Below are 19,534 nucleotides of genomic sequence, written 5' to 3' on the forward strand. Positions count from 1 at the left end.
GGGCCGGGACGCGCTCCGGAGCCACTTCATGACGCGGTGTGCCGCGGCGGGGCCACCGGCCGCGGCGGAGCTACCGGCCGCGGCCGGCGATCCGTGCCACGAGGGCCTTCGGGCCGCGGGCGCCGACCCAGGCCAACGCCTTGTACCGCTTGGACGGAATGGACACGCCCTTGCCGGCGAAGGCGTCAGCGAGCCCCTCGCGCACCACGCGTTCGGCGTCGAGCCACATCCACCCCGGGTAGATGGACTTGTCCATGTCCATCCGCTGGTGAAACTCGGTGTGGACGAATCCGGGGCACAGGGCCGTGACATGCACCCCGCGGCCGCCGTAGTGGAGGTTGGCCCAGCGGCTGAAAGTGATCACCCAGGATTTCGCCGCGCTGTAGGTGCCGCGCGGGATGAAGCCGGCCACGGACGCCACGTTGATGATGTGGCCGCGTGGTTCCTCCATCCGGGAGAGCATCGTGTTCAGCGCGGTGTGGCTCAGCGCCAGCGGAGCTGCCACCAGCACGTTCAAGTGGTCCAGTTCCACGGAGAGCTCGTTGCGTTCGAAGCCGTTCTTCAGGCCGTAGCCGGCATTGTTCACCAGCATGCTGATGTCCGGCCTCTCCAACCGCCGGCTGACCCGCTCCACGCCCTCGGGATCGGCCAGGTCGGCCGCAATGTATTCCGTTTGTACGGCGTATTCGCGGGCCAGAAGTTCGGCCGAGTCCTTCAGCCGCTCCTCGTTCCGGGCCGTGAGGACCAGGTTGTAGCCGCGGTTGGCGAGCTGTCGGGCAAATTCGGCGCCGATGCCGGACGTCGCGCCGGTGATCAATGCTGTGGGAGTCATGGGTCCACCTTTCCACGCCCATCCTGCTATGCGCCGCAACCTTTGGCACGCGCCTCTGGCGAAGCTCAAGCCTTTGTCCCGCGCGGCCTCCGATCCGTGCCAACGCCTTGCACCCGGCTGCCGGCGCCCCTACCGTGGCAGGAGAAGCCCGGCCCCCATAGGAAGAGCCATGGCACCACTGCGGTTATATCGGGACAGGCAAGACGCAGGGCGGAAGCTCGGCGTCGAACTCGCGCCGTACTTCGGCACGCCGAACCTGCTGGTGCTGGGTCTCCCCCGCGGCGGCGTTCCGGTGGCCGCCGCGGTGGCGGGACTGCTGCGGGCCCCGCTGGACGTCGTGGCCGTGCGGAAAGTCGGCGTGCCGCTGCAGCCGGAGCTGGCCGCAGGGGCACTGGCCTGGCTCGCCGGAACCGTCACCTCCGTGCGCAACGAAGCGGTCCTGGCCGAATGGCAGCGCTCCCTCGGGTCCTCCCGCGAACATGATCCGCGCGCTGCGGACCAGGCGTTCGACGACGCCGCTTCGGTGGAGCTGCTCGAAGTGATCCGCCGCGACAAGCTCTACCGGATGCGGCGCGATCCCCTGGACGTCAGCGGGCGCACCGTGCTGGTGGTGGATGACGGGTTGGCCACCGGCAGCACCATGCGCGCGGCCCTGCTGGGGCTGCGCGAGCAGAATCCGGCCCGCCTGGTGGCAGCTGCTCCGGTGAGCTGCGGGACAGCCGGGGAGGCGGCCGCAGCCGTGGCCGATGACGTCGTAATCCCCTGGCAGAGCGGCGCATTGTCCGCCGTTGGGCAGGCCTACGAGAGCTTCGACCAGACCACGGATGCCGAAGTCCAGCGCCTCCTGAACCTGCCGTAACCGAAGGCCGGCCGCAGCTGTGTCCGACACAACGGGCCGGCCAACATTCGGCGGGCCTGCCGGTCCCGGCGGTCTGCCGTGCCGGAGGGGCCTGCAGGGGCCCTGCCCCTAGAGTTCCGGACACCTCCGGCGGGATAATCCAAGGGCGGGGGACCTTGCTTTTTCCGACTTTGTGGGAGGTTCCAAATGTCCATGTCAGGAAGTGCCCTTGGACTGGGCGGGTTGAACCTGGATGTCAGCGAACTCACTCGCAAGGCGGTGCGGAATATCCGCGGCGGGCTGGCCCTCACGGGGGCCCTCTCCATCGTGCTGGGCGTCTTGGTGCTGTTCTGGCCCGAGGCGACGCTGGATGTGGTTGCTTTCCTGTTCGGACTGTATTTCCTGGTCTCCGGAGCCGTGCGCGTTGTCACGGGCATCGTCACGCCGCTGTCCGGGGGGCTGCGGGTCCTGAACATCCTCACCGGAGTGCTGCTCTTCGTCGTTGGCGTGGTGGCGATGCGCAATCCGCTGGCCTCGCTGACGGTGCTGGGCATGGTGATCGGCATTGCCTGGATCATCGAGGGCATCATGGCGCTGACCGAAATCGAGAGCGGCGGATCGCGGTGGTACGCCATCACCTACGGGGTCATCAGCGTCATTGCCGGCGTGGTGGTGCTCTTCCTGCCGGTCGGTTCGCTGGCGGCGTTCGTCATCTTCGGCGGCATCTTCCTCGTGGTGCTGGGCATCGTGGAAGTGGTGCGGGCGCTCTCGTTCGGCCGCGGCCTGCCGCTGTCGGCGTAGGAACGGGTATTCCGCCGGCTGTTCCGCGGCCGCGTCCAGCAACCTTCCAGCAGTTGTTAACACAGCGCTAACCTGCCCGGAAACCTGGATGTAATACGGGGCCTCCACTCTGGGAGAAGCACGGTTACCACCCGCCGCTCCGGCCCAGCGTGGCCGCCCATTCCGAATGGAGCATCTCCATGGACTCTGGAAACACTGCTTGGCTGCTGGCCAGTTCCGCGTTGGTCTGCCTGATGATTCCCGGTATCGCCTTCTTCTACGGAGGAATGGTCGGCTCGCGCCGGATCCTGAACATGATGTTGATGTGCTTCGGCGGAGCGAGTCTCGTCGCAGTGCTGTGGGTGCTCTACGGCTATTCGGCTGCTTTCGGCAACTCGGTAACGGGGGCGGGACTGCTGGGCAATCCGCTGGAGTTCCTCGGGCTCTCCGAGTTGCTGGTCGAAGACCCGGACAGTTCGCTGCCCGTGGCACTCTTCGCAGTCTTTCAGTTGATGTTTGCCTGCGTTACCACGGCCCTGGTGGCCGGGGCCGCCGCCGGCCGGATGAAATTCGCCGCCTGGATGCTGTTCGCCGGGCTGTGGGCCACCCTGGTCTACTTCCCGGTGGCGCACTGGGTCTTTGCCTTCAGCAGCGAAGACGGCACGGTCACGGGCGGCTGGATCGCCAATCAGCTGGGCGCGATCGACTTCGCCGGCGGCACCGCCGTCCACCTGAATGCGGGAGTGGCAGCGCTCGCACTGGCTCTGGTGCTGGGCCGTTCCAAGGGCTGGCCGCACGCCCACGGCAAGCCCCACAGCCGGCCGCTGGTGCTGCTCGGTGCGGGACTGCTCTGGGTTGGCTGGTACGGCTTCAACGCCGGTTCGGCCCTGAGCGCAGGCCACGCGGCCTCAGTCGTTTTCCTGAACACGGCAGTGGCTGCGGCTGCCGGGCTGCTCGGCTGGATGCTGATGGACCGGCTGCGGCTGGGCACGTCGTCCTCGCTCGGGGCGGCCTCCGGCCTGATCTCAGCGCTGGTGGCCATCACGCCGGCCTGCGGCGCGGTCAGCCCGCTGGGCGCCGTGGCGATTGGCCTGCTGGCCGGGCTCGTGTGCTCCCTGGCCATCGAGTGGAAGTTCCGGCTCGGTTATGACGACTCCCTCGACGTCGTCGGCGTCCACGCCGTGGGCGGGCTGCTCGGCACCCTGCTGATCGGCCTGTTCGCCACCGAGGCCGCGCCCAACGGCGTCAGCGGGCTGTTCTACGGCAGAGGCTTTGAGCTGCTGGGCATCCAGGCGCTGGCTGCCGGCGCGGTCCTTGTCTACTCCTTCGTGGTCACCTGGGTCATCGCGAAGGTGCTGCAGCTGACCATCGGCCTGCGCATCCCGGAGGAAAGCGAGCTGCAGGGCATCGACATGGCGGCCCACGCAGAATCCGCCTATCTGAACGATGAGGAGCCGGTGGAACTGGGCGCACGCCCGTAGCTGCACCGGGAAAGGACAAACCCGTCAGTCCTCCGCCAGGGCCTGTTCCTGGCGGAGGTAGACGGAGAGGAGGTCGCGGGCGTGCTGCGTCTGCGGTCCTTCCTTTTCCATCGCTTCGACCATTGACGCGGCCTGCTTTTTCCCGGCGGGGAACGGCGGCAGAAGCGGAACGTCCGGGTCCGAAATGACCTCGATGATGCACGGCCGGTCGGCAGCGAGCGCCCGGTCCCAGGCGGCGCCCAGCAGTTCCGGATCCTCCACGCGGATGCCCTCGAAACCCAGCAGCTCCGCGTACCCGGCGTAGTTGAAGTCCGGCAGCGCCTGGCTGGCCTCAAACCGCGGCTCGGTCTCCATCTCCCGCTGTTCCCACGTGACTTCCGTCAGTTCGCGGTTGTTCAGCACGCAGACGATGAAGCGCGGATCCGCCCACTGCTTCCAGAGCCGGCTGACAGTGATCAGTTCGGTGAGGCCGGCCATCTGCATGGCGCCGTCCCCGGCCAGCGCGATGAGCGGCCGGTCGGGATGCGCCAGCTTCGCGGCCAGTCCGTAGGGCACGGCGCAGCCCATGCTCGCCAGCGTGCTGGAGAGGTGCGCCGGCACGCCCGCGGGCAGGCGCAGCTGCCGGGCGTACCAATAGACGCTGCTGCCCACGTCCACGGCCACCTGTGCGTCGGCGGGCAGGCGCCGGCTCAATTCGTGGACCGCGCGTTCGGGATTGATCGGGTCCGCCGGGGTGAAGGCCCGCTCGAGGGACAGCTCATGCCAGGAGCGCACTGCCTGTTCGACGTCGTCGCGCCAGGCGGAGCCGCCGCGCTCCTTGAGCAGCGGCAGCAGCGCATCGAGGCTGCCGGCCGCGTCACCGGTGACCGCCACCTCCACCGGATACCGGTTGCCGATCGCCGCCGAATCGATGTCGATCTGCACCGCCCGGGCGGCACCGGGCGGCGGATAGAACTCGGTCCACGGATCGTTGGAGCCGATGATCAGCAGCGTGTCACAGTTGCCCAGCACAAAGCCGCTGGCTGAGGTGCCCAAATGCCCCATGACGCCGGCAGCCAGCGGATGGGATTCATCCACATAGGGTTTGCCGAGCAGACTGGTGGTGATGGCGGCGCCGAGCTTCTCGGCCAGGGCCACCACCTGGGCCTGCGCACCCCGGGCCCCCTGTCCGACCAGCAGGGCAACTTTTTGCCCGCTGTTGAGCAGGTCCGCAGCGGCGGAGACGTCCTCCGGCCGCGGCAGGATGCGGGCCGGACTCCAGAGCGGTGCAGTGGTGAGGACTCCGTGTTCCTGTTCCAGCTCCGGCGCGTCGGCCTGCTGGACGTCGTGGGGCAGGATCACCACCGACGGGGTGCGGGTGGCCAGCGCCTCCTTGAAGGCCCGGTCAATGATCAGGGGTGCCTGCTCGGGGCTGCTCACCTGCTGCCGGAAGCCGGAGGCGACGTCGCGGAACAGATGCATCAGGTCCACCTCCTGCATGTAGGCCGAGCCCAGCACGCTCAGGCTCTGTTGCCCGATGAGGGCCACCACCGGCACCGAGTCCATCCGGGCGTCATAGAGGCCGTTGAGCAGATGGATGGCGCCGGGACCCTGGGTGGAAACGACAACTCCCACTTCCCCGGTGTACTTCGCATGCCCCACGGCCATGAATGCTGCGTTTTCCTCATGCCGGGCCTGGATGAACTCCGGGCCGCCGGCGCGCCGCAGGGCACCCATCAGCGGGTTGATGCCGTCTCCGCTGTAGCCGAAGATGCGGCCCACGCCCCAGGCCTGAAGCCGCCGGACCAGCAGGTCCGCCACCAGCCCCGGTTCGCCCTGCTGTTCCGGCTTCCCCTGCTGTTCAGTACCGTCTGTTCCGCCCATGACGCCGCCTCCCGAAATGATCAGTGTGCTGAATAACCACCACTCTATCCCCCGGCCGGTTTCAGCAACTTTGCCCTCGCCAACCACAACCTGCAGCCGGCCTGGTGTGCCGGTCCTTCCCCGCCGTTATGCTCGTGGACATGGGTAAGGTCCTCTATTACGTCGCGTCATCACTGGATGGATACATAGCCACCGAGGACCACAACCTGGACTGGCTGCTGGCCTTCGGGTTTGAGGCCTTCCAAGAGCACTATGACCAGTTCATTGCCGGTGTCGGGTCTCTGGTCATGGGGTCGACCACTTATGAATGGGTCCGCGAGCGTGAGCCGGACAGCTGGGACTTCGGCGCGCTGCCCTGCCAAGTGCTGACACGACGGAGCCTGCAGGCGCCTCCGGACAGCGGCGTGCGCTTCGCCTCCGGGGACATCCGGCGCATCTGTGCGGAAGCGGTGAACGACGCCGCCGGCCGCAACGTGTGGGTGGTGGGCGGCGGCGACGTGGCGGCGCAGTTCGCTGAGGCAGGGCTGCTCGACGAAATGCGGGTCACCTACATGCCCGTCGCCCTGGGCGCCGGGCGCCCGCTGCTGCCGGTGTCTGTGCCGACGGCGCCGATGCGGCTGACCGGCACGACGTCGTTCAACGGCGGCGCCGCCGAGCTCCGCTTTTCCTTCATCTGAAGCTCTCCGTCATTGCTGCGCGACTCTCCCGGCCGCCAACTGTCTTGACCGTCACGCCCCGAATGGCCGGCAGCCTCAATTTTGTGCCCCTCGCCCCCTTGTGAAAATATCCAAGGGAATCCCGGCATCTGCCGGGCGGAGGAAGCAGGGAACGGGTCCATGGCCAACAGCAAAGTCGCGCCGGTGCGAAAGATCATGCGCCGGCTGGGCTCTTTTTCCCTCGTCGGCACCGTGGCCTTCGTGGTGGATGTATCCCTCTTCAATGTGCTGGCCTCCACGGTCCTCACGGACAGTCCGATCACCGCCAAGGTCGCTTCAGTCGCCGCCGCAACGGCCGTGTCCTGGATTGGCAGCCGCTACCTGACTTTCCGCAGCACCCGCGGCCGGAGCATCCGCAGCGAAACCCTGCTGTTCGCCCTGACCAACGTGGTGGGCCTGCTGATCGCCACCGGGTGCCTTTTCGTTTCCCACTACCTGCTGGGCTTTGACAGCCAGTTCGCCGACAACATCTCCGGGAATGTGGTGGGTGTCGCTGCCGGCAACGTCTTCCGCTACTTCGCCTACCGGTACATCGTGTTCACCACCGCAGAGGAACGGGCCGCCCGCGCCGCGGCAAAAGAAACGGCGGCAAAAGAGACGGCGGCGGAACAAGACCGCGTCAGTGACAGCCCGGTGGAGGGCAGCCCGGCCGGGGATAGTCCGGCCACCGGCGGAGCGGTGAAGGAATCCGTTTAGTTCGCACTCCTCCGCCTACGACGACGGCGGTGCCGCCTTTCGGAGAAGGTGGCACCGCCGTCGTCGTACCGGGGTGGGTTAGCGCTGCTTCGGAGTGCGGATGAGCTTCTTGTTAACGAACTCGTCCATGCCGAAGCGGCCCAGTTCGCGGCCCACGCCGGAACGCTTGACGCCGCCGAACGGCAGGTCCTCCTGCGTGCCGGAGACTCCGTTGATCCAGACCATGCCCGATTCCAGCTGGTCGGCAACTTCCAGGGCCTTCTCCTCGTCGGCGCTGAAGACGGCGCCGCCCAGGCCGTAGGGCGAGCTGTTGGCCAGCTCCACGGCTTCGTCGGCGCTGGAAACCTTGTAGATCACTGCGGCCGGACCGAAGAGCTCCTCGGAGAAGGCACGCATGTCCTCGGTGACACCGGTCAGCACGGTGGGCTGCACGTAGGCGCCGGGACCGTCGATGAGGCTGCCGCCGGTGTGCAGGGTGGCACCCTTGTCCACGGCGTCCCGGATCTGTTCGACCAGGCCGTCCGCGGCCGCCTGCGAGGAGAGCGGGCCGAAGCGGGTGTCCTCATCCAGCGGGTTCCCGGGCTGGATCTTTTCCATCTTCGCCGTGAACTTCTGCACGAAGTCCTCGTAGAGGTCCTCCATGACGATGAAGCGCTTGGCAGCGTTGCAGGCCTGCCCGGCGTTGCCCATGCGCCCGGCCACTGCGGAGGCGACCGTGGCGTCCAGGTCCTTGGTATCCAGCACGATGAACGGATCGCTGCCGCCCAGTTCCAGCACGAACTTCTTCAGGTTCCGGCCGGCGACCTCGGCGACGGCGGACCCGGCGCGCTCGGAGCCGGTGAGCGAGACACCCTGGATCCGGGGATCGGCAATGATGTCCGCGGCCTGCTCGTTGGTGGCGAACAGGTTGATGTAGGCATCCTGCGGCAGGCCTGCGTCACGGAAGATCTGTTCCATGACCAGGGCCGACTGCGGGCAGTTGTTGGCGTGCTTGAGCAGCACTGTGTTGCCCAGCATCAGGTTGGGACCGGCGAAGCGGGCCACCTGGTAGTACGGGTAGTTCCACGGCATGATGCCCAGGATGGCGCCGATCGGTGCGGTCTTCACTGTGGCTCCGCCGCCGCCCTTGACGGTGAGTTCCTCATCGGCCATGAAGCCGGGGCCCTCGGTGGCGTAGTAGTCGTAGATGTTTGCCGAGAGGGCTACTTCACTCTTGGCTTCGCTCAGGGGCTTGCCCATTTCCGTCGCGATGAGCGCGGCGAGTTCATCGCTGCGTTCGCGGTACAGCTCGGCTACCCGGGCGATGGTTTTGCTGCGGGTTTCCACCGGCTGCCGGCGCCAGGCGGCGAAGGCGCCGTGGGCCGCGCTGATTGCTTCGTTGATCTCGCTGTTGGTGGCTTCGGCGAATTCTTTGAGTGTTTCCCCGGTTGCGGGGTTCACGGTTTTGTAAGCAGTCATTCCTGCCACGCTACCCGCGGGCAGGTGCCGGGGCCAGCCGGCATTTCGCTCCCAGCTCAATGCACCGGCGCGGTCAGCCTCAATGCAGCGGGACGGTCAGCGGCGGACCGGCGGGGCCTCGCCGTCGGCTTCGGGTCGTTTTCGGCGGAAGGAGCGAAGGCCCGGAACCCGGTTGAAGCGGGGCCGCGGCCACCCCTGTTCCTTCTTTCGGCCGCCCCTGCGTCCCGCCGCTTCCCCGGGCAAATCCCCCACCACGGAGCCTGCCCCGCGCGGGCGGCGGGTCAGGCGGACGCTCCACTCCCCCGGTGCCGGCAGCCGCCAGCCGCGGCGCCGGGCCACGGTGCAGACGACGGCGGCCGTCACGATGGCCATGCCCATTCCGAGGTTCGGCAAACCGAGGTGATACAGGATCACCATTTCCACGGAAGCGATCAGGGCGCCGGTGGCGTAGAGCGTGTTCCCGCCGAAGATGGCCGGCACCCGGCCAACCACGATGTCGCGGATCATGCCGCCGCCCACCGCCGTGGCCATGCCGATCAGGATCGCCGGGAGCCACTCCAGATCGACCGCCAGGGCCTTGGACGTGCCGGTGGCCGCCCAGCAGCCCAGGGCGAAGGCATCGATGACGATCAAAAACCGGTTGGCCCATTTGCCCCGAAGCTCAATCAGATAGGCGATGAACGCGCCGGCGATGGCGACGATCAGATAGGCGGGGTTGGTCAGTGCCACCGGCGTTCCGACCTGCAGCAGGGTGTCGCGCAGGACACCGCCGCCCAGTGCGGAGGTCAGCGCCAGGACCAGGAACCCGATGGGATCCATGCGCAGCTGCCGGGCCACGGCACCGCCGAGCACGCCGTTTGCCAGCACTCCGGCCAGATCAACGACGTCGAAGACGGCTCCCGGATCGAAATTCTCCACGTCGCTCCCGGTGCTCGATTATTGCCGTGTTTCCGGCGTCCATTCTAGCCGTGGCGGCGGCTGGCGCGTCGCCTGCGGCGGCTACTTCGCCGAGAAGTGGGCGGCCAGCTTCTCCAGGGTCTGTTCCAGGTTTGCCGGATGCCGGCGGGTGACACCCGTGATGCGGTACATGACGCGGTGGCGGACGTTCCGCGCATCCCACTGTTCGGTCACCAGGGTGCCGCCGTCCGCGGGCTCGAGGAGGTACCGCCAGACATGGCCGCCGGAGTGGCGCCAGGCAATCCGGCGGCCTTCCTCGAACTCGGTCACCGTGTTGCTGATCTTGTAGGGCACACCCATCTTCATGTCCATCCCGAACCGGGCTCCGGGCGCCAGGCGATCTGGGCCGCTGGGATGCGCCGCGCGGACCGTGCCCGATCCGTCGATGACGCTGTGCATGGCCGGGCGGGCGAGCAGATCGAACACGGCATCCGGTGAAGCGGACACCAGCCGGTCGCGGGAAATCAAATAGGGACTGTTCATCGGCCCAGTGTAATGGCGGGTTGATCCGGGCCGCGGCGGCACCAGAACCGCGCCCGCCGCGAGCTGCACGGTGAGCTAGAACGTCCGCTGATAGGTCCACGCGGTTCCGTCACGGACCAGCCGGTGCCGGCGGAAGGGTTCCGCGGCCGTGTCAGCTCCCGGGTATTCAGCGTCGCCCTGCCACACCATGACAGGAGGCACCTGCCCGGGCAGCTGGCGGGTTACATACGTTTCGGGAACGGCTGCCGCAGCGCCGGCCAGCGCCTCGGCCACATTCTTCCGGTCCAGCAGCCCGTGCAGGGTGACCCAGGTGGGCGGCACCAGGTCCATCGTCCCCTCGGTGCTCCGGCGCAGCGCTTCCGCCGGTGACAGCCAGACGGCGTCGACGTGTTCTTCCGGGCTGAGCCGGATATTCCCGGCGGGGGCCGCAGCCACGAAGAACTCAGTTTTCCAGCGGCGCGGGGCTTCCGGCGGCGGCACCCAGCAGGACAACCGCACCAGTTCCTCCGGCGCCAGCACCAACCCGGTTTCCTCAGCCGTTTCCCGCACGCCCGCCCGGCGGGCGGCAGCCACTTCGGCGTCGTCGTTCTCCGTTGGCTCCGCGGCGTCGGACGGGTCCACCACTCCGCCGGGAAAGACCCAGGCGCCGGCGAAGGAACCCCGGTGGCGGGGGCGTTCAAGCAGCAGCACCTGCAGGCCGGCCGGGGCATCGCGCAGCAGCACCACTGTGGCGGCCGTACCGTGCAGCATGCCGGGCATCCATTCGTGAGGAAATGTCGTGCAGGGATCCGTTCCCCCAAGAGGATGGTAGCCGTTTGGTTCGGGGCGGTAGCCGTCGGCACGCTGGCCGACCTACGCTGAGGACCGAGGTGGCGGCGGTTTCCAAGGGCGGTGCATGACAGTGGAGAAGTTCGAATTCAGGAAGGCCTATCCGGAGCTGTACGCTCCGAAAGCCGGTGATTTCGTCCTCGTGGAGGTTCCGCCGCTGCAGTACCTGGCATATGACGGCAGCGGGGATCCCAACACGTCCGAGGAGTATGTCTCCGCCCTGGAATGCCTCTACCCCACGGCGTATGCCGTGAAGTTCGCGTCCAAAAAGGACCTGGACCGCGACTTCACCGTGGGCCCGTTGGAGGGCCAATGGCGGGCCGACGACATGGAGGCGTTCACCCGCGGCGCCAAGGATGAGTGGGACTGGACGATGCTGGTTGCCCAGCCGGCGTGGATCACCCGGGACATGGTGCGGGCGGCGGTCACTGCGGTGCAGCAGAAAAAAGGCCTGCCCGGGCTGGACCGGCTGCGGCTGGTCACCCTTGACGAAGGCACCTCGGTGCAGATTCTGTACATCGGTGCCTATGACGCCGAAGGCCCCGTGCTTGAGCGGCTGCACCACCAGTGGATGCCCGCCCACGGACTGACGTTTAACGGCGACCACCACGAGGTGTACCTCAGCGACCCGCGGCGGACCGCTGCGGAGAAGCTGCGGACGGTGCTGCGGCAGCCGGTCCGCCCGCTCCAGCCCTCCGATTAGACCCGGGCTGTCCGTCAGTCAGGACGCGGTCCGTACGTGAGCACGGCGTTTCCCGAAACGGTGATCTGCGAGTCGACCAGCTGCAGCCGCGTCCTCGGGTCTCCCGGTTTGAACAGCCGCTGCCCGGAGCCGGCCACCACCGGGTGGACGACGAGGGTGAGCGCATCCAGCAGCCCGGCAAAGAGCAGTTGGCGGACCACTGAAATGCTGCCGTCCACGGCGATGTCTCCGCCGTCGAGCTCCTTGAGCCGCCGGACAAAGTCTTTCAGCTCACCGTCCATGAGCGTGGAATTTTCCCACTGCAGATCCGCGTTGGCCAGTGTCGTGGAAGCGACGAACTTCTGAATCGGGTTAATGAAACTGCCGAAGGCGTCCTCCTGGTTGCCGGGCCAGTAGTCCGCCCACTGTTCGTAGGTCACGCGGCCCAGCAGCACCGTGTCCTGCGTGGAAAGTGCCGTTCCCATCAGCGCGCCCAGGTCCTCGTCGAAGTGGTCGAACTGCCACTCCCCCGGACTTTCCACCACGCCGTCGATCGAGCTGAACAGTGAAGCCGTCACCTTGCGCATGTTGATCTCCTGCCGCCGCCATGCCCTGCGTCTTCCGACCGGAGGCTTCCTGCCGGACCCGTTCCCGGGCAGGATAGCCGCTTGGTCATCTGAGGGGAATGCCGCAGGAAAGGGTCACCGGCAGGGGCTTCCGGTCGGTCCCGGATGCGCCTTAGGATGGCGGCGAAGCCTATTCATTCCGTTCCGCAGGAGGAATGGCCATGCCTTCGAACCCGCCGTCGGCGTCCGGCCCCCAAGGATCCGCCGGCCGCCAGGACTACGGCAATGTCCCGGTGATTATTTCGGCCGTACTGGCCGCCGTGGCCGGCGTGGCCGTGGCCCTTTTCTCCACCGGAGGAACGGAGCGTGACTTCCGGTGGGAGCTGGGTGTTGCGGCTGCCTGCGTGACCTTCATAGTGTCGCTGCTGATTTTCCTGCTCCTGATCGTCACCGCCCGCCCCAACCCCGAGAACTTGGGCAAGGGCACCGGGATCAGGCGCAGCTTCGGTTCCAAGCCGGGCGCGGTCGACGACGACGACCGCGGGTTTCGCCCGGACGACCCGGATCCGCGGTAGCGAAGCCCGGCGGGACCACCGCCGGCGACGGGCCGCCGGGCGAACGCCCCGCCGCTGCCGTTACTCGTACCGCAGGGCGTCGATCGGGTTCTGCTTCGCCGCACGGCGGGCCGGCAAGGTGCCGGCCAAGAACGCAATCAGCATGACGACGCCGATGATGGTCGCCACTGAGGCAGGCGTGAACAGCATGATGTGCAGGCCGGGCAGGGCCGAAAGCACGGTATTGGACAGCACGGAGCTGATTATCGAGCCGAGCCCGACGGCGACGCCGGCCCCGAGCGCGGAGCCGAGAAAGCCGATGAAGATGGCTTCGAAGCTGAACAGGGCGAAGATCTTGCCGCCGCCCATGCCCATGGCCTTCATCAGCCCGATTTCCCGGGTGCGTTCCTGCACGCTCATCAGCAGCGTGTTCACAATGCCGAAGCCGGCAGCGATCAGGGCGATGACTGCGAAGGCATTCAGCACGCCGATGATGCCGTTGATGACGGTCTGGATGGCGCCGATCTGGTCCGCGACGGTCAGGCCGGTAAAGCCCTGCGCTTCAAGGTCCGCCTTGACGGCCGCGATCTGCTCTTCGTCCGCGCCGGCGTCCAGGAAGGCAATGGAGGTGATGTACCCGGTGGAGACACCCTCCGGGATGCCGGTGCGCTGCAGGGCGTCCAGTTCGGCGCGCAGGTCGGAGTTGAAGCCGGCACCGTCGCCGAACAGCGAGTCGTTCTGCACGCCGGCGATGACGGCCTCAACGGTGTGCTGGGTGCCGGCGTAGTCGGTGACCGCGATGGACACGGTCTGGTCCAGGGCGGCGTCAGCGTTGGCAAAGCCCAGCGGTTCCACGTAGCTGGACGGGATCAGCATTTCCGCTCCGGTGCCTTCGCCCAGCTGGCGTCCGGCGGCGAGGTCGGCATCGGCCAGCCCCACCATCGGGTTGGTGGTCAGCTCGAACTTGGCTCCGCCGTCGTACTGGATGTAGTCCGGCGCCAGCATCGCGGCGGGCTCGACCTTTTCGATGCCCTCGGTGGCGAGGATGGTCTCGATGTCCGCGTCGGAGAGCAGGGTGAAGTTGCCCTGGGTGGCGGCGCCGTCGGGGTTGTATTCCTTGGGCCCGTCATCTTCGGCTGCGGCCTCGGTGGTGGGCGAGACGGTCATCAGGTTGTCGCCGCCGATGGCGCCGACCTGCTTGTCGATGTAGTCCGAGACGCCGGCGCCGATCGCGCTGGTCAGGGTCAGGGTGAAGGCACCGATGAAGATCGCGACGACGGTCAGCGCGGTGCGGACCTTGCTGCGGAAGGTATTCGCTACGGCTGAGCGGAGAATATCGCCGACGGTCATGCTGGGGCCCCTGTGGTGATGGTGGTGGAGGTGAGTTCGGCTTCGGACACTTCGCGGCCGTCCTTGATGTAGAACTGGCGGCCGCAGCGGGCGGCGAGGTCGGTGTCGTGCGTGACCGCGATCAGGGTGATGCCCTGCTCCCGGTTCAGGTCGAAGAGGATGTCCTCGACGACGGCGCCGGTGGCGGTGTCCAGGTTGCCGGTCGGTTCATCGGCGAAGATCACCGACGGGTTGTTCACCAGGGCGCGGGCAATCACCACGCGCTGCTTCTGGCCGCCGGAGAGGTCGGTGGCGCGGTTCTTGGCCTTGTCCGCCATTTCCAGGCGTTCCAGTGCCTCCATGCCCCGTCGTTTGCGTTCGGCCGGCTTCACGCCGGCGATCATCAGCGGCAGGACGACGTTGTCCAGCACCGACGAGTTGGGGGTGAGGAAGAACTGTTGGAACACGAAGCCGAAGTCGCGGTTGCGCAGTTCGTTCAGCTCGTTCTTGCCCAGCGAGCGGGCGTCCTGGCCCTTGACCGTGATGGTGCCGCCGTCCGGGGTGTCCAGCAGGGCGAGCAGATGCATGAGGGTGGACTTGCCCGAGCCGCTTTTGCCGACGATGGCCAGGGATTCACCGGCTTCGACGGCGAGGTTGACGCCCTTGAGCGCATCGAAGCGGTTCTCGCCCTGCCCGTACGACTTGGTCAGGCCCTGGGCGCTGAGTATGTGTGCTGTCATGCTGTTCAGATTATGCGCGGCACCTGCACGTTTGCCGTGTGTGCCCGGCCATGCCGTCGTGTCAGCGGGCGTCCTGCGGAGGGGTCCCGCAGATCCGCTTTTACGCTGGCAGGGCCGGATATTGACTTCTGAATGGCAGCGATACCCCCGGCATCCATGCCCGGCGGCCCGCGGCACGGCAAGCCCGAGATTTTCGTTTCACACGGACGCGCCGACAACGTCCGGCCCCTCCGTTCCAGCAGCCGCAAGATGGTCCCGTCACTGGAACGGGACGGCTACGGCGTCAGCTACCGGGAGCGTGACGGCAGCCACTCGGCTCCGCCGTGGATCATTGGGGAGGCGCTGGACTGGCTGGGCTGGTAGCCGGAATCCAATCCGGCGGGCGCTGCCGCTCACTGGCTCCCACTCTTTGTTGCCTTCTGGGGCCAGTGTGATCCCTGGGGCCTCATGCGTCACGAAGACTGGGAACCCGTGCACGCTCTGGCGGTTCTGCCCGCACGGATTCACCGCACGGACAAAGCTCCCGCTCAGAGCGGCGGAACCCAGGCGGGATCCCGCCCGGTCAGCCCGATCAGCTGGTCCAGGGGCGAGGCTGCCTCATCCACCGGAACCGCGGGTCCGAAAAGCTCCGGGCTGCGGGGCTGTTCCAACAGGAATTCCGCGCAGGCCTGCACAGCCCGCGGGTCCGGGTTGAAGTGCTGGCCGGTGGAGCGGGCCAGGTCCCAGCCGTGCACAATGATCTCGTCCAGGGCAAACATCCCGGCTTCGGAGGCCGAGAGCGGAACCCGCCCGGCCACGGTCTCGCCGTCCCAGGCTGCTGGGTCGGCCCAGGCTCCGGCCAGGGCGGTGAGCTGATTGGGAATCCGCTCCCGCCAGCCCCCGGCCAGGTTGCCGGAGTCGGCCGGCGGAGCTTCCTCGGCGCCCGGCGGCAGCGCACGCTTGAGCGCCGCGAGCTGGAACTCCAGTGACAGCCCGTCCATGTGGTCCAGGAGATCGCCCACCGTGTACTCGGGCGACGGCGTGGGCCAGTTCAGCTGATCGTCCCGGATGGCGGTTATAACCGCGCCGGTGTCCCGGGCTGCATGGTGAAAATCGACTGGAGCGCGCATGTTTCCTCCTCGCGGGAGAGCATCTGCCGGATCGGCAGGACCCATCTGCTCTCCTCAAAACGGTAGCAATGAAGAGTCCCGGCCCGTAAGGGTCAGCCGGTCCAGCCAGGTCACCGGCGGGATTCTTCCTGCCCGTCCAGGGGCTCTTTCCACCGTCCCCGGCCACGGCTAGGATTGCCGCACCGATAATCCGGCAGCGCGGAAGACGGTGGGCCATGGCCAAGAAGCCTGCGGAATCCGAAGCGGGCCGTGCAGGAGAGTCCCGGCTGATCAGTTTCATCGATGCCGTCATTGCCATCGCGATGACTCTGCTGGTCCTGCCGCTGGTCGACGATGCCGCGGACATCGGCACGCAGTCCCCCGCGGCATTCCTGCGGGACAACGCCTATGGCCTCTTTGCCTTTGTCCTGAGTTTTGTGGTGATTTTCCGTTTCTGGCTGGGCCACCACCAGATGTACGAGGGAGTCTCCGGCTACACCCCGGGCCTGGTCTGGGCGAATCTGCTCTGGCTGCTGTGCCTGGTGTTCCTGCCCTTCCCCACCCAACTGCTGGACACCGGCGACCGGGGCGGCTCGCTGACCAACGGCCTGTACATCGGGACAATGGTGCTCGCCAGCGCCTCCGCGCTGGTCCAGCAGCTGATCATTCGCCGCACACCGGCCCTGACCGCACCTGACGCCGACCCGGTTCCGGTGCTTCCGGCGGCCACGATAACGGCACTGTTGGCGGCAGCCCTGCTGGTCGCAGTCGCGGTTCCAGCAGTCGGGCTCTGGGCGCTGCTGCTGCTCTTCCTGCAGGCGCCGGTGCAGCGGCTGGCCGCACGGAAGCTCCGAGCCGCGTAAATTGAAGAACATGCCCATCCAGCACGAACAGTTCGCCATCCCCACCGGTGACACCGAGGTCTCAGCCGCCTTCGCCGCACCGGCCAACGCAACTGCCGCCGTCGTCGTCGCGCACGGAGCCGGAGCGGGCATGGACCATCCGTTCCTGACCGGTTTCACCGATGCCCTGAACGACGGCGGCATCGCGACCCTGCGTTTCAACTTCCCCTACCGCGAGGCCGGCCGGAAGTTTCCGGACCGGCCGCCGGCCGCCATCGCAGCCTGGCGGGCTGCCATGGAGGCAGCGGCCTCACGCACCGCCGGCCTGCCGCTCTGGTCCTGCGGAAAGTCCTTCGGCGGGCGCATGGCCTCCATGGCCGCCACGGAGGGAATGCCTACGGCGGGACTGCTCTTCCTGGGCTACCCGCTGCATCCGCCGGGCAAGCCGGAGAAAATGCGCGACGAACATCTGTACGGGCTGACGCTGCCGATGCTGTTCCTGCAGGGCACCAGGGACACCTTCGCGCTGCCCGGCGAACTGGAACCGGTGGCCGAGCGGATCGGGCCGAACGCCCGCGTTGAGTGGATCGACGGCGGGAACCACTCATTCGAGGTGCGCGGAAACAAGCGGGCACCTGAAGTCATCGGGGCCGGAATGGCCGCGTACGTCTCGGAGTTCATTCGGGCCTGATTCTCCCTCTCCCGGGCCGCAGCCGGCTTATCCGCTCAGGCGAGCCGCTCAGTACGGCGTGTGCTGGTGCAGCGCCAGCTTCCGGTCGGTGATCCGCAACCCGCCGGTCAGCATGATCAGGCAACAGAGCCGGCCAGCGCTTTGGGAGCAGACGCTCCGCCCTTCCGCGCCGGGGCCGGGCCGTGTTTACTGGAGCTCCGCAGCCGGTGATGGTTGCTTCCGGACCCACATAGGAGTGGATATGGCTGAAACGTCGCAGGCCCTGCTGGATCAGTCAGTCGAAAATTGGCTGAGGAACCTCGACGCCGCACTGAAAACCCGGAACGCCGCGGCCGCGGCCGAACTTTTCGCAGAAGACGGCCTCTGGCGGGATTTCGTCTCCTTCACCTGGAACCTGAAAACACTCGAAGGACGCGAACAGATCGCCGGCATGCTCAATGCCGTTCTCGAGGAGACTGATCCGGGCGCCTGGGAACTGGCAGAACCCGCAACCGGAACTCCGGAGCTGACTGAAGCTTGGATCACCTTCGAAACCGGGGCGGCAACCGGGTGGGGCCACCTGCGGCTGCGAGACGGCAAAGCGTGGACCCTGCTCACCACCATGCAGGAGCTCAAGGGATACGAGGAGCCGACGGGCGTCCGCCGCCCCAAGGGAGTGGAACACACCATTCGCCGCGGACGTCAGTCATGGCTGGAGGAAAAGGCCGAGCACAACGCCAGGCTGGGCCGCGAGGAACAGCCGTACTGCGTTATTGTCGGCGGCGGCCAGGGCGGAATCGGTTTGGCCGCCAGGCTGCGGCGCCTGAACGTCCCCACCATCGTCATCGAACGAAATGACCGGGCCGGCGACTCCTGGCGCAACCGCTACAAATCCCTCGCCCTGCATGACCCGGTCTGGTATGACCACCTGCCCTACCTGAAGTTCCCCGACGACTGGCCGGTTTTCGCGCCCAAGGACAAGATTGGGGATTGGCTGGAGCATTACACCGCCATCATGGAACTGGACTACTGGTCCGGAACCGAATGCCTGAACGCACGGTTCGATGACGACAGCGGAACATGGGAACTGAAAGTCCGGCGCCACGGCGAGGACATCACGCTCCGGCCGCAGCAATTGGTCTTTGCGCTCGGCGTCTCCGGTTATCCCAATACCCCGGAGTTCGACGGCGCCAAGGCCTTTCTGGGCGAGCAGTACCATTCCTCGCAGTACCCGGGCGGCGGGGACCAGTCGGGCCGCAAGGCGCTGGTTATCGGCTCCAACAATTCCGCCCACGACATCGCGGCCGATCTTTGGGAACACGGCGCCGATGTCACCATGGTCCAGCGGTCCTCAACCCATGTGGTGCGCAGCGACTCGCTCATGGAATTCGCCCTTGGCGGCCTCTATTCCGAGGCCGCGCTGGCTGCCGGCGTCACCACTGAAAAGGCGGACATGCTCTTCGCATCCCTCCCCTATCGGATCCTGCCGGAAGCGCAGATTCCCATTTATCAACAGATCGCCGAACACGACGCCGAGTACTACAACCAGCTCCGCGATGCCGGCTTCGATCTGGATTTTGGCGAGGACGGCTCAGGCCTGTTCCTGAAGTACCTGCGGCGCGGGTCCGGCTACTACATCGACGTCGGTGCCTCTCAGCTGCTCATCGACGGCCGGGTTAAGCTCCAGCGCGGGCAGGTGGCCAAGCTGACCGGCAACGGCGTGGTGCTGGACGACGGTTCGGAGCTGGACGCCGACGTGATTGTTTACGCCACCGGATACGGCTCCATGAACAACTGGCTGGCCGACCTGATTTCCCCAGAGGTCGCAGACCGGGTGGGAAGATGCTGGGGCTATGGCTCGGACACGATCAAGGATCCCGGCCCGTGGGAAGGGGAGCTGCGCAACATGTGGAAGCCGACCAACGTGGAGAACCTCTGGATCCATGGCGGCAACCTGCACCAAAGCAGGCATTACTCCATTTTCCTGGCCTTGCAGCTCAAAGCACGGATGGAAGGCCTGCCCACTCCGGTCTACGGACTGCAGCCGTCCCACCATCTACGCTGAGCCACCGGAATGAGCTGGCACGACGAATGCCCGCCCCCTGTGCCGGCAGGCCCGACGTTCGATAAG

At 67.0% G+C, this 19,534-nt stretch carries 21 protein-coding genes; 11 read left to right on the top strand and 10 right to left on the bottom strand.

Annotated features, from left to right (window positions below; all coding sequences use genetic code 11):
- Nucleotides 1–70: 70 nt before the first annotated feature.
- The gene (locus QNN99_RS09585; protein WP_229966229.1) at nt 71–832 is read right to left on the bottom strand and encodes an SDR family NAD(P)-dependent oxidoreductase; all 762 of its coding nucleotides are present in this window, start codon (nt 830–832) and stop codon (nt 71–73) included.
- Between the two features lie 169 nt (nt 833–1,001).
- Here QNN99_RS09585 and QNN99_RS09590 point away from each other — a divergent pair, with 169 nt between their 5' ends.
- The 3 genes from QNN99_RS09590 to QNN99_RS09600 all read left to right on the top strand — a co-directional run bounded on the left by QNN99_RS09590 (nt 1,002) and on the right by QNN99_RS09600 (nt 3,931).
- Nucleotides 1,002–1,691 carry a phosphoribosyltransferase gene (locus QNN99_RS09590; protein WP_229966230.1) on the top strand — a complete coding sequence of 230 codons (690 nt, stop codon included), beginning with the start codon at nt 1,002–1,004 and terminating at the stop codon, nt 1,689–1,691.
- Between the two features lie 186 nt (nt 1,692–1,877).
- Nucleotides 1,878–2,471: an HdeD family acid-resistance protein gene (locus QNN99_RS09595; RefSeq protein WP_229966231.1), complete on the top strand. Its 594-nt coding sequence runs from the start codon at nt 1,878–1,880 to the stop codon at nt 2,469–2,471.
- Nucleotides 2,472–2,650: 179 nt separating this feature from the next.
- Complete coding sequence (locus QNN99_RS09600) at nt 2,651–3,931, top strand: ammonium transporter (protein WP_229966232.1); 1,281 nt, start codon at nt 2,651–2,653, stop codon at nt 3,929–3,931.
- Between the two features lie 24 nt (nt 3,932–3,955).
- On the opposite strand, the gene QNN99_RS09605 is transcribed toward QNN99_RS09600, so the two are convergent.
- The gene (locus tag QNN99_RS09605; protein ID WP_229966233.1) at nt 3,956–5,794 is read right to left on the bottom strand and encodes a thiamine pyrophosphate-requiring protein; all 1,839 of its coding nucleotides are present in this window, start codon (nt 5,792–5,794) and stop codon (nt 3,956–3,958) included.
- A gap of 140 nt (nt 5,795–5,934) precedes the next feature.
- Here QNN99_RS09605 and QNN99_RS09610 point away from each other — a divergent pair, with 140 nt between their 5' ends.
- Both QNN99_RS09610 and QNN99_RS09615 read left to right on the top strand, forming a co-directional pair.
- On the top strand, nt 5,935–6,471 hold the full coding sequence (locus QNN99_RS09610; RefSeq protein ID WP_229966234.1) for a dihydrofolate reductase family protein: 537 nt from the start codon (nt 5,935–5,937) through the stop codon (nt 6,469–6,471).
- 159 nt (nt 6,472–6,630) lie between these two features.
- Nucleotides 6,631–7,206: a GtrA family protein gene (locus tag QNN99_RS09615; RefSeq protein ID WP_229966235.1), complete on the top strand. Its 576-nt coding sequence runs from the start codon at nt 6,631–6,633 to the stop codon at nt 7,204–7,206.
- A gap of 78 nt (nt 7,207–7,284) precedes the next feature.
- Here QNN99_RS09615 and QNN99_RS09620 read toward each other — a convergent pair whose 3' ends face one another.
- The 4 genes from QNN99_RS09620 to QNN99_RS09635 form a co-directional block, all read right to left on the bottom strand.
- A complete protein-coding gene (locus QNN99_RS09620) occupies nt 7,285–8,664 on the bottom strand; it encodes an NAD-dependent succinate-semialdehyde dehydrogenase (RefSeq protein ID WP_229966236.1) in 1,380 nt (459 codons plus the stop codon).
- 96 nt (nt 8,665–8,760) lie between these two features.
- The gene (locus QNN99_RS09625; RefSeq protein WP_229966237.1) at nt 8,761–9,582 is read right to left on the bottom strand and encodes a trimeric intracellular cation channel family protein; all 822 of its coding nucleotides are present in this window, start codon (nt 9,580–9,582) and stop codon (nt 8,761–8,763) included.
- A gap of 81 nt (nt 9,583–9,663) precedes the next feature.
- A complete protein-coding gene (locus QNN99_RS09630) occupies nt 9,664–10,104 on the bottom strand; it encodes an SRPBCC family protein (RefSeq protein WP_229966238.1) in 441 nt (146 codons plus the stop codon).
- 75 nt (nt 10,105–10,179) lie between these two features.
- Nucleotides 10,180–10,854: an NUDIX hydrolase gene (locus QNN99_RS09635; protein WP_229966239.1), complete on the bottom strand. Its 675-nt coding sequence runs from the start codon at nt 10,852–10,854 to the stop codon at nt 10,180–10,182.
- Between the two features lie 145 nt (nt 10,855–10,999).
- On the opposite strand from QNN99_RS09635, the gene QNN99_RS09640 reads away from it, so the two are divergent.
- Nucleotides 11,000–11,635: a GyrI-like domain-containing protein gene (locus QNN99_RS09640; RefSeq protein WP_229966240.1), complete on the top strand. Its 636-nt coding sequence runs from the start codon at nt 11,000–11,002 to the stop codon at nt 11,633–11,635.
- Nucleotides 11,636–11,649: 14 nt separating this feature from the next.
- On the opposite strand, the gene QNN99_RS09645 is transcribed toward QNN99_RS09640, so the two are convergent.
- Nucleotides 11,650–12,201 (bottom strand): dihydrofolate reductase family protein, encoded by a 552-nt coding sequence (locus tag QNN99_RS09645; RefSeq protein WP_229966241.1) that lies wholly within the window; start codon nt 12,199–12,201, stop codon nt 11,650–11,652.
- 200 nt (nt 12,202–12,401) lie between these two features.
- Here QNN99_RS09645 and QNN99_RS09650 point away from each other — a divergent pair, with 200 nt between their 5' ends.
- Nucleotides 12,402–12,755, top strand: coding sequence for a hypothetical protein (locus QNN99_RS09650; RefSeq protein WP_229966242.1), 354 nt, complete (start codon nt 12,402–12,404; stop codon nt 12,753–12,755).
- 60 nt (nt 12,756–12,815) lie between these two features.
- On the opposite strand, the gene QNN99_RS09655 is transcribed toward QNN99_RS09650, so the two are convergent.
- Nucleotides 12,816–14,084 (bottom strand): ABC transporter permease, encoded by a 1,269-nt coding sequence (locus tag QNN99_RS09655; protein ID WP_229966243.1) that lies wholly within the window; start codon nt 14,082–14,084, stop codon nt 12,816–12,818.
- The gene (locus QNN99_RS09660) at nt 14,081–14,803 is read right to left on the bottom strand and encodes an ABC transporter ATP-binding protein (protein ID WP_229966244.1); all 723 of its coding nucleotides are present in this window, start codon (nt 14,801–14,803) and stop codon (nt 14,081–14,083) included. The genes QNN99_RS09655 and QNN99_RS09660 overlap by 4 nt, the downstream gene beginning before the upstream one ends.
- A 132-nt stretch (nt 14,804–14,935) precedes the next feature.
- Here QNN99_RS09660 and QNN99_RS09665 point away from each other — a divergent pair, with 132 nt between their 5' ends.
- Complete coding sequence (locus QNN99_RS09665) at nt 14,936–15,166, top strand: alpha/beta hydrolase (RefSeq protein ID WP_229966245.1); 231 nt, start codon at nt 14,936–14,938, stop codon at nt 15,164–15,166.
- Between the two features lie 164 nt (nt 15,167–15,330).
- Here QNN99_RS09665 and QNN99_RS09670 read toward each other — a convergent pair whose 3' ends face one another.
- The gene (locus QNN99_RS09670; RefSeq protein ID WP_229966246.1) at nt 15,331–15,912 is read right to left on the bottom strand and encodes a TIGR03086 family metal-binding protein; all 582 of its coding nucleotides are present in this window, start codon (nt 15,910–15,912) and stop codon (nt 15,331–15,333) included.
- A 215-nt stretch (nt 15,913–16,127) separates the two neighbouring features.
- Here QNN99_RS09670 and QNN99_RS09675 point away from each other — a divergent pair, with 215 nt between their 5' ends.
- The 3 genes from QNN99_RS09675 to QNN99_RS09685 all read left to right on the top strand — a co-directional run bounded on the left by QNN99_RS09675 (nt 16,128) and on the right by QNN99_RS09685 (nt 19,468).
- Nucleotides 16,128–16,754, top strand: coding sequence for a TMEM175 family protein (locus tag QNN99_RS09675; protein ID WP_229966247.1), 627 nt, complete (start codon nt 16,128–16,130; stop codon nt 16,752–16,754).
- Between the two features lie 10 nt (nt 16,755–16,764).
- On the top strand, nt 16,765–17,424 hold the full coding sequence (locus QNN99_RS09680; protein WP_229966248.1) for an alpha/beta hydrolase family protein: 660 nt from the start codon (nt 16,765–16,767) through the stop codon (nt 17,422–17,424).
- Nucleotides 17,425–17,665: 241 nt separating this feature from the next.
- Nucleotides 17,666–19,468 (top strand): flavin-containing monooxygenase, encoded by a 1,803-nt coding sequence (locus QNN99_RS09685; protein ID WP_229966249.1) that lies wholly within the window; start codon nt 17,666–17,668, stop codon nt 19,466–19,468.
- Nucleotides 19,469–19,534 lie beyond the last annotated feature (66 nt).

It is taken from the genome of Arthrobacter sp. zg.Y820 (genome assembly GCF_030125555.1).
Classification (GTDB): Bacteria; Actinomycetota; Actinomycetes; order Actinomycetales; family Micrococcaceae; genus Arthrobacter_B.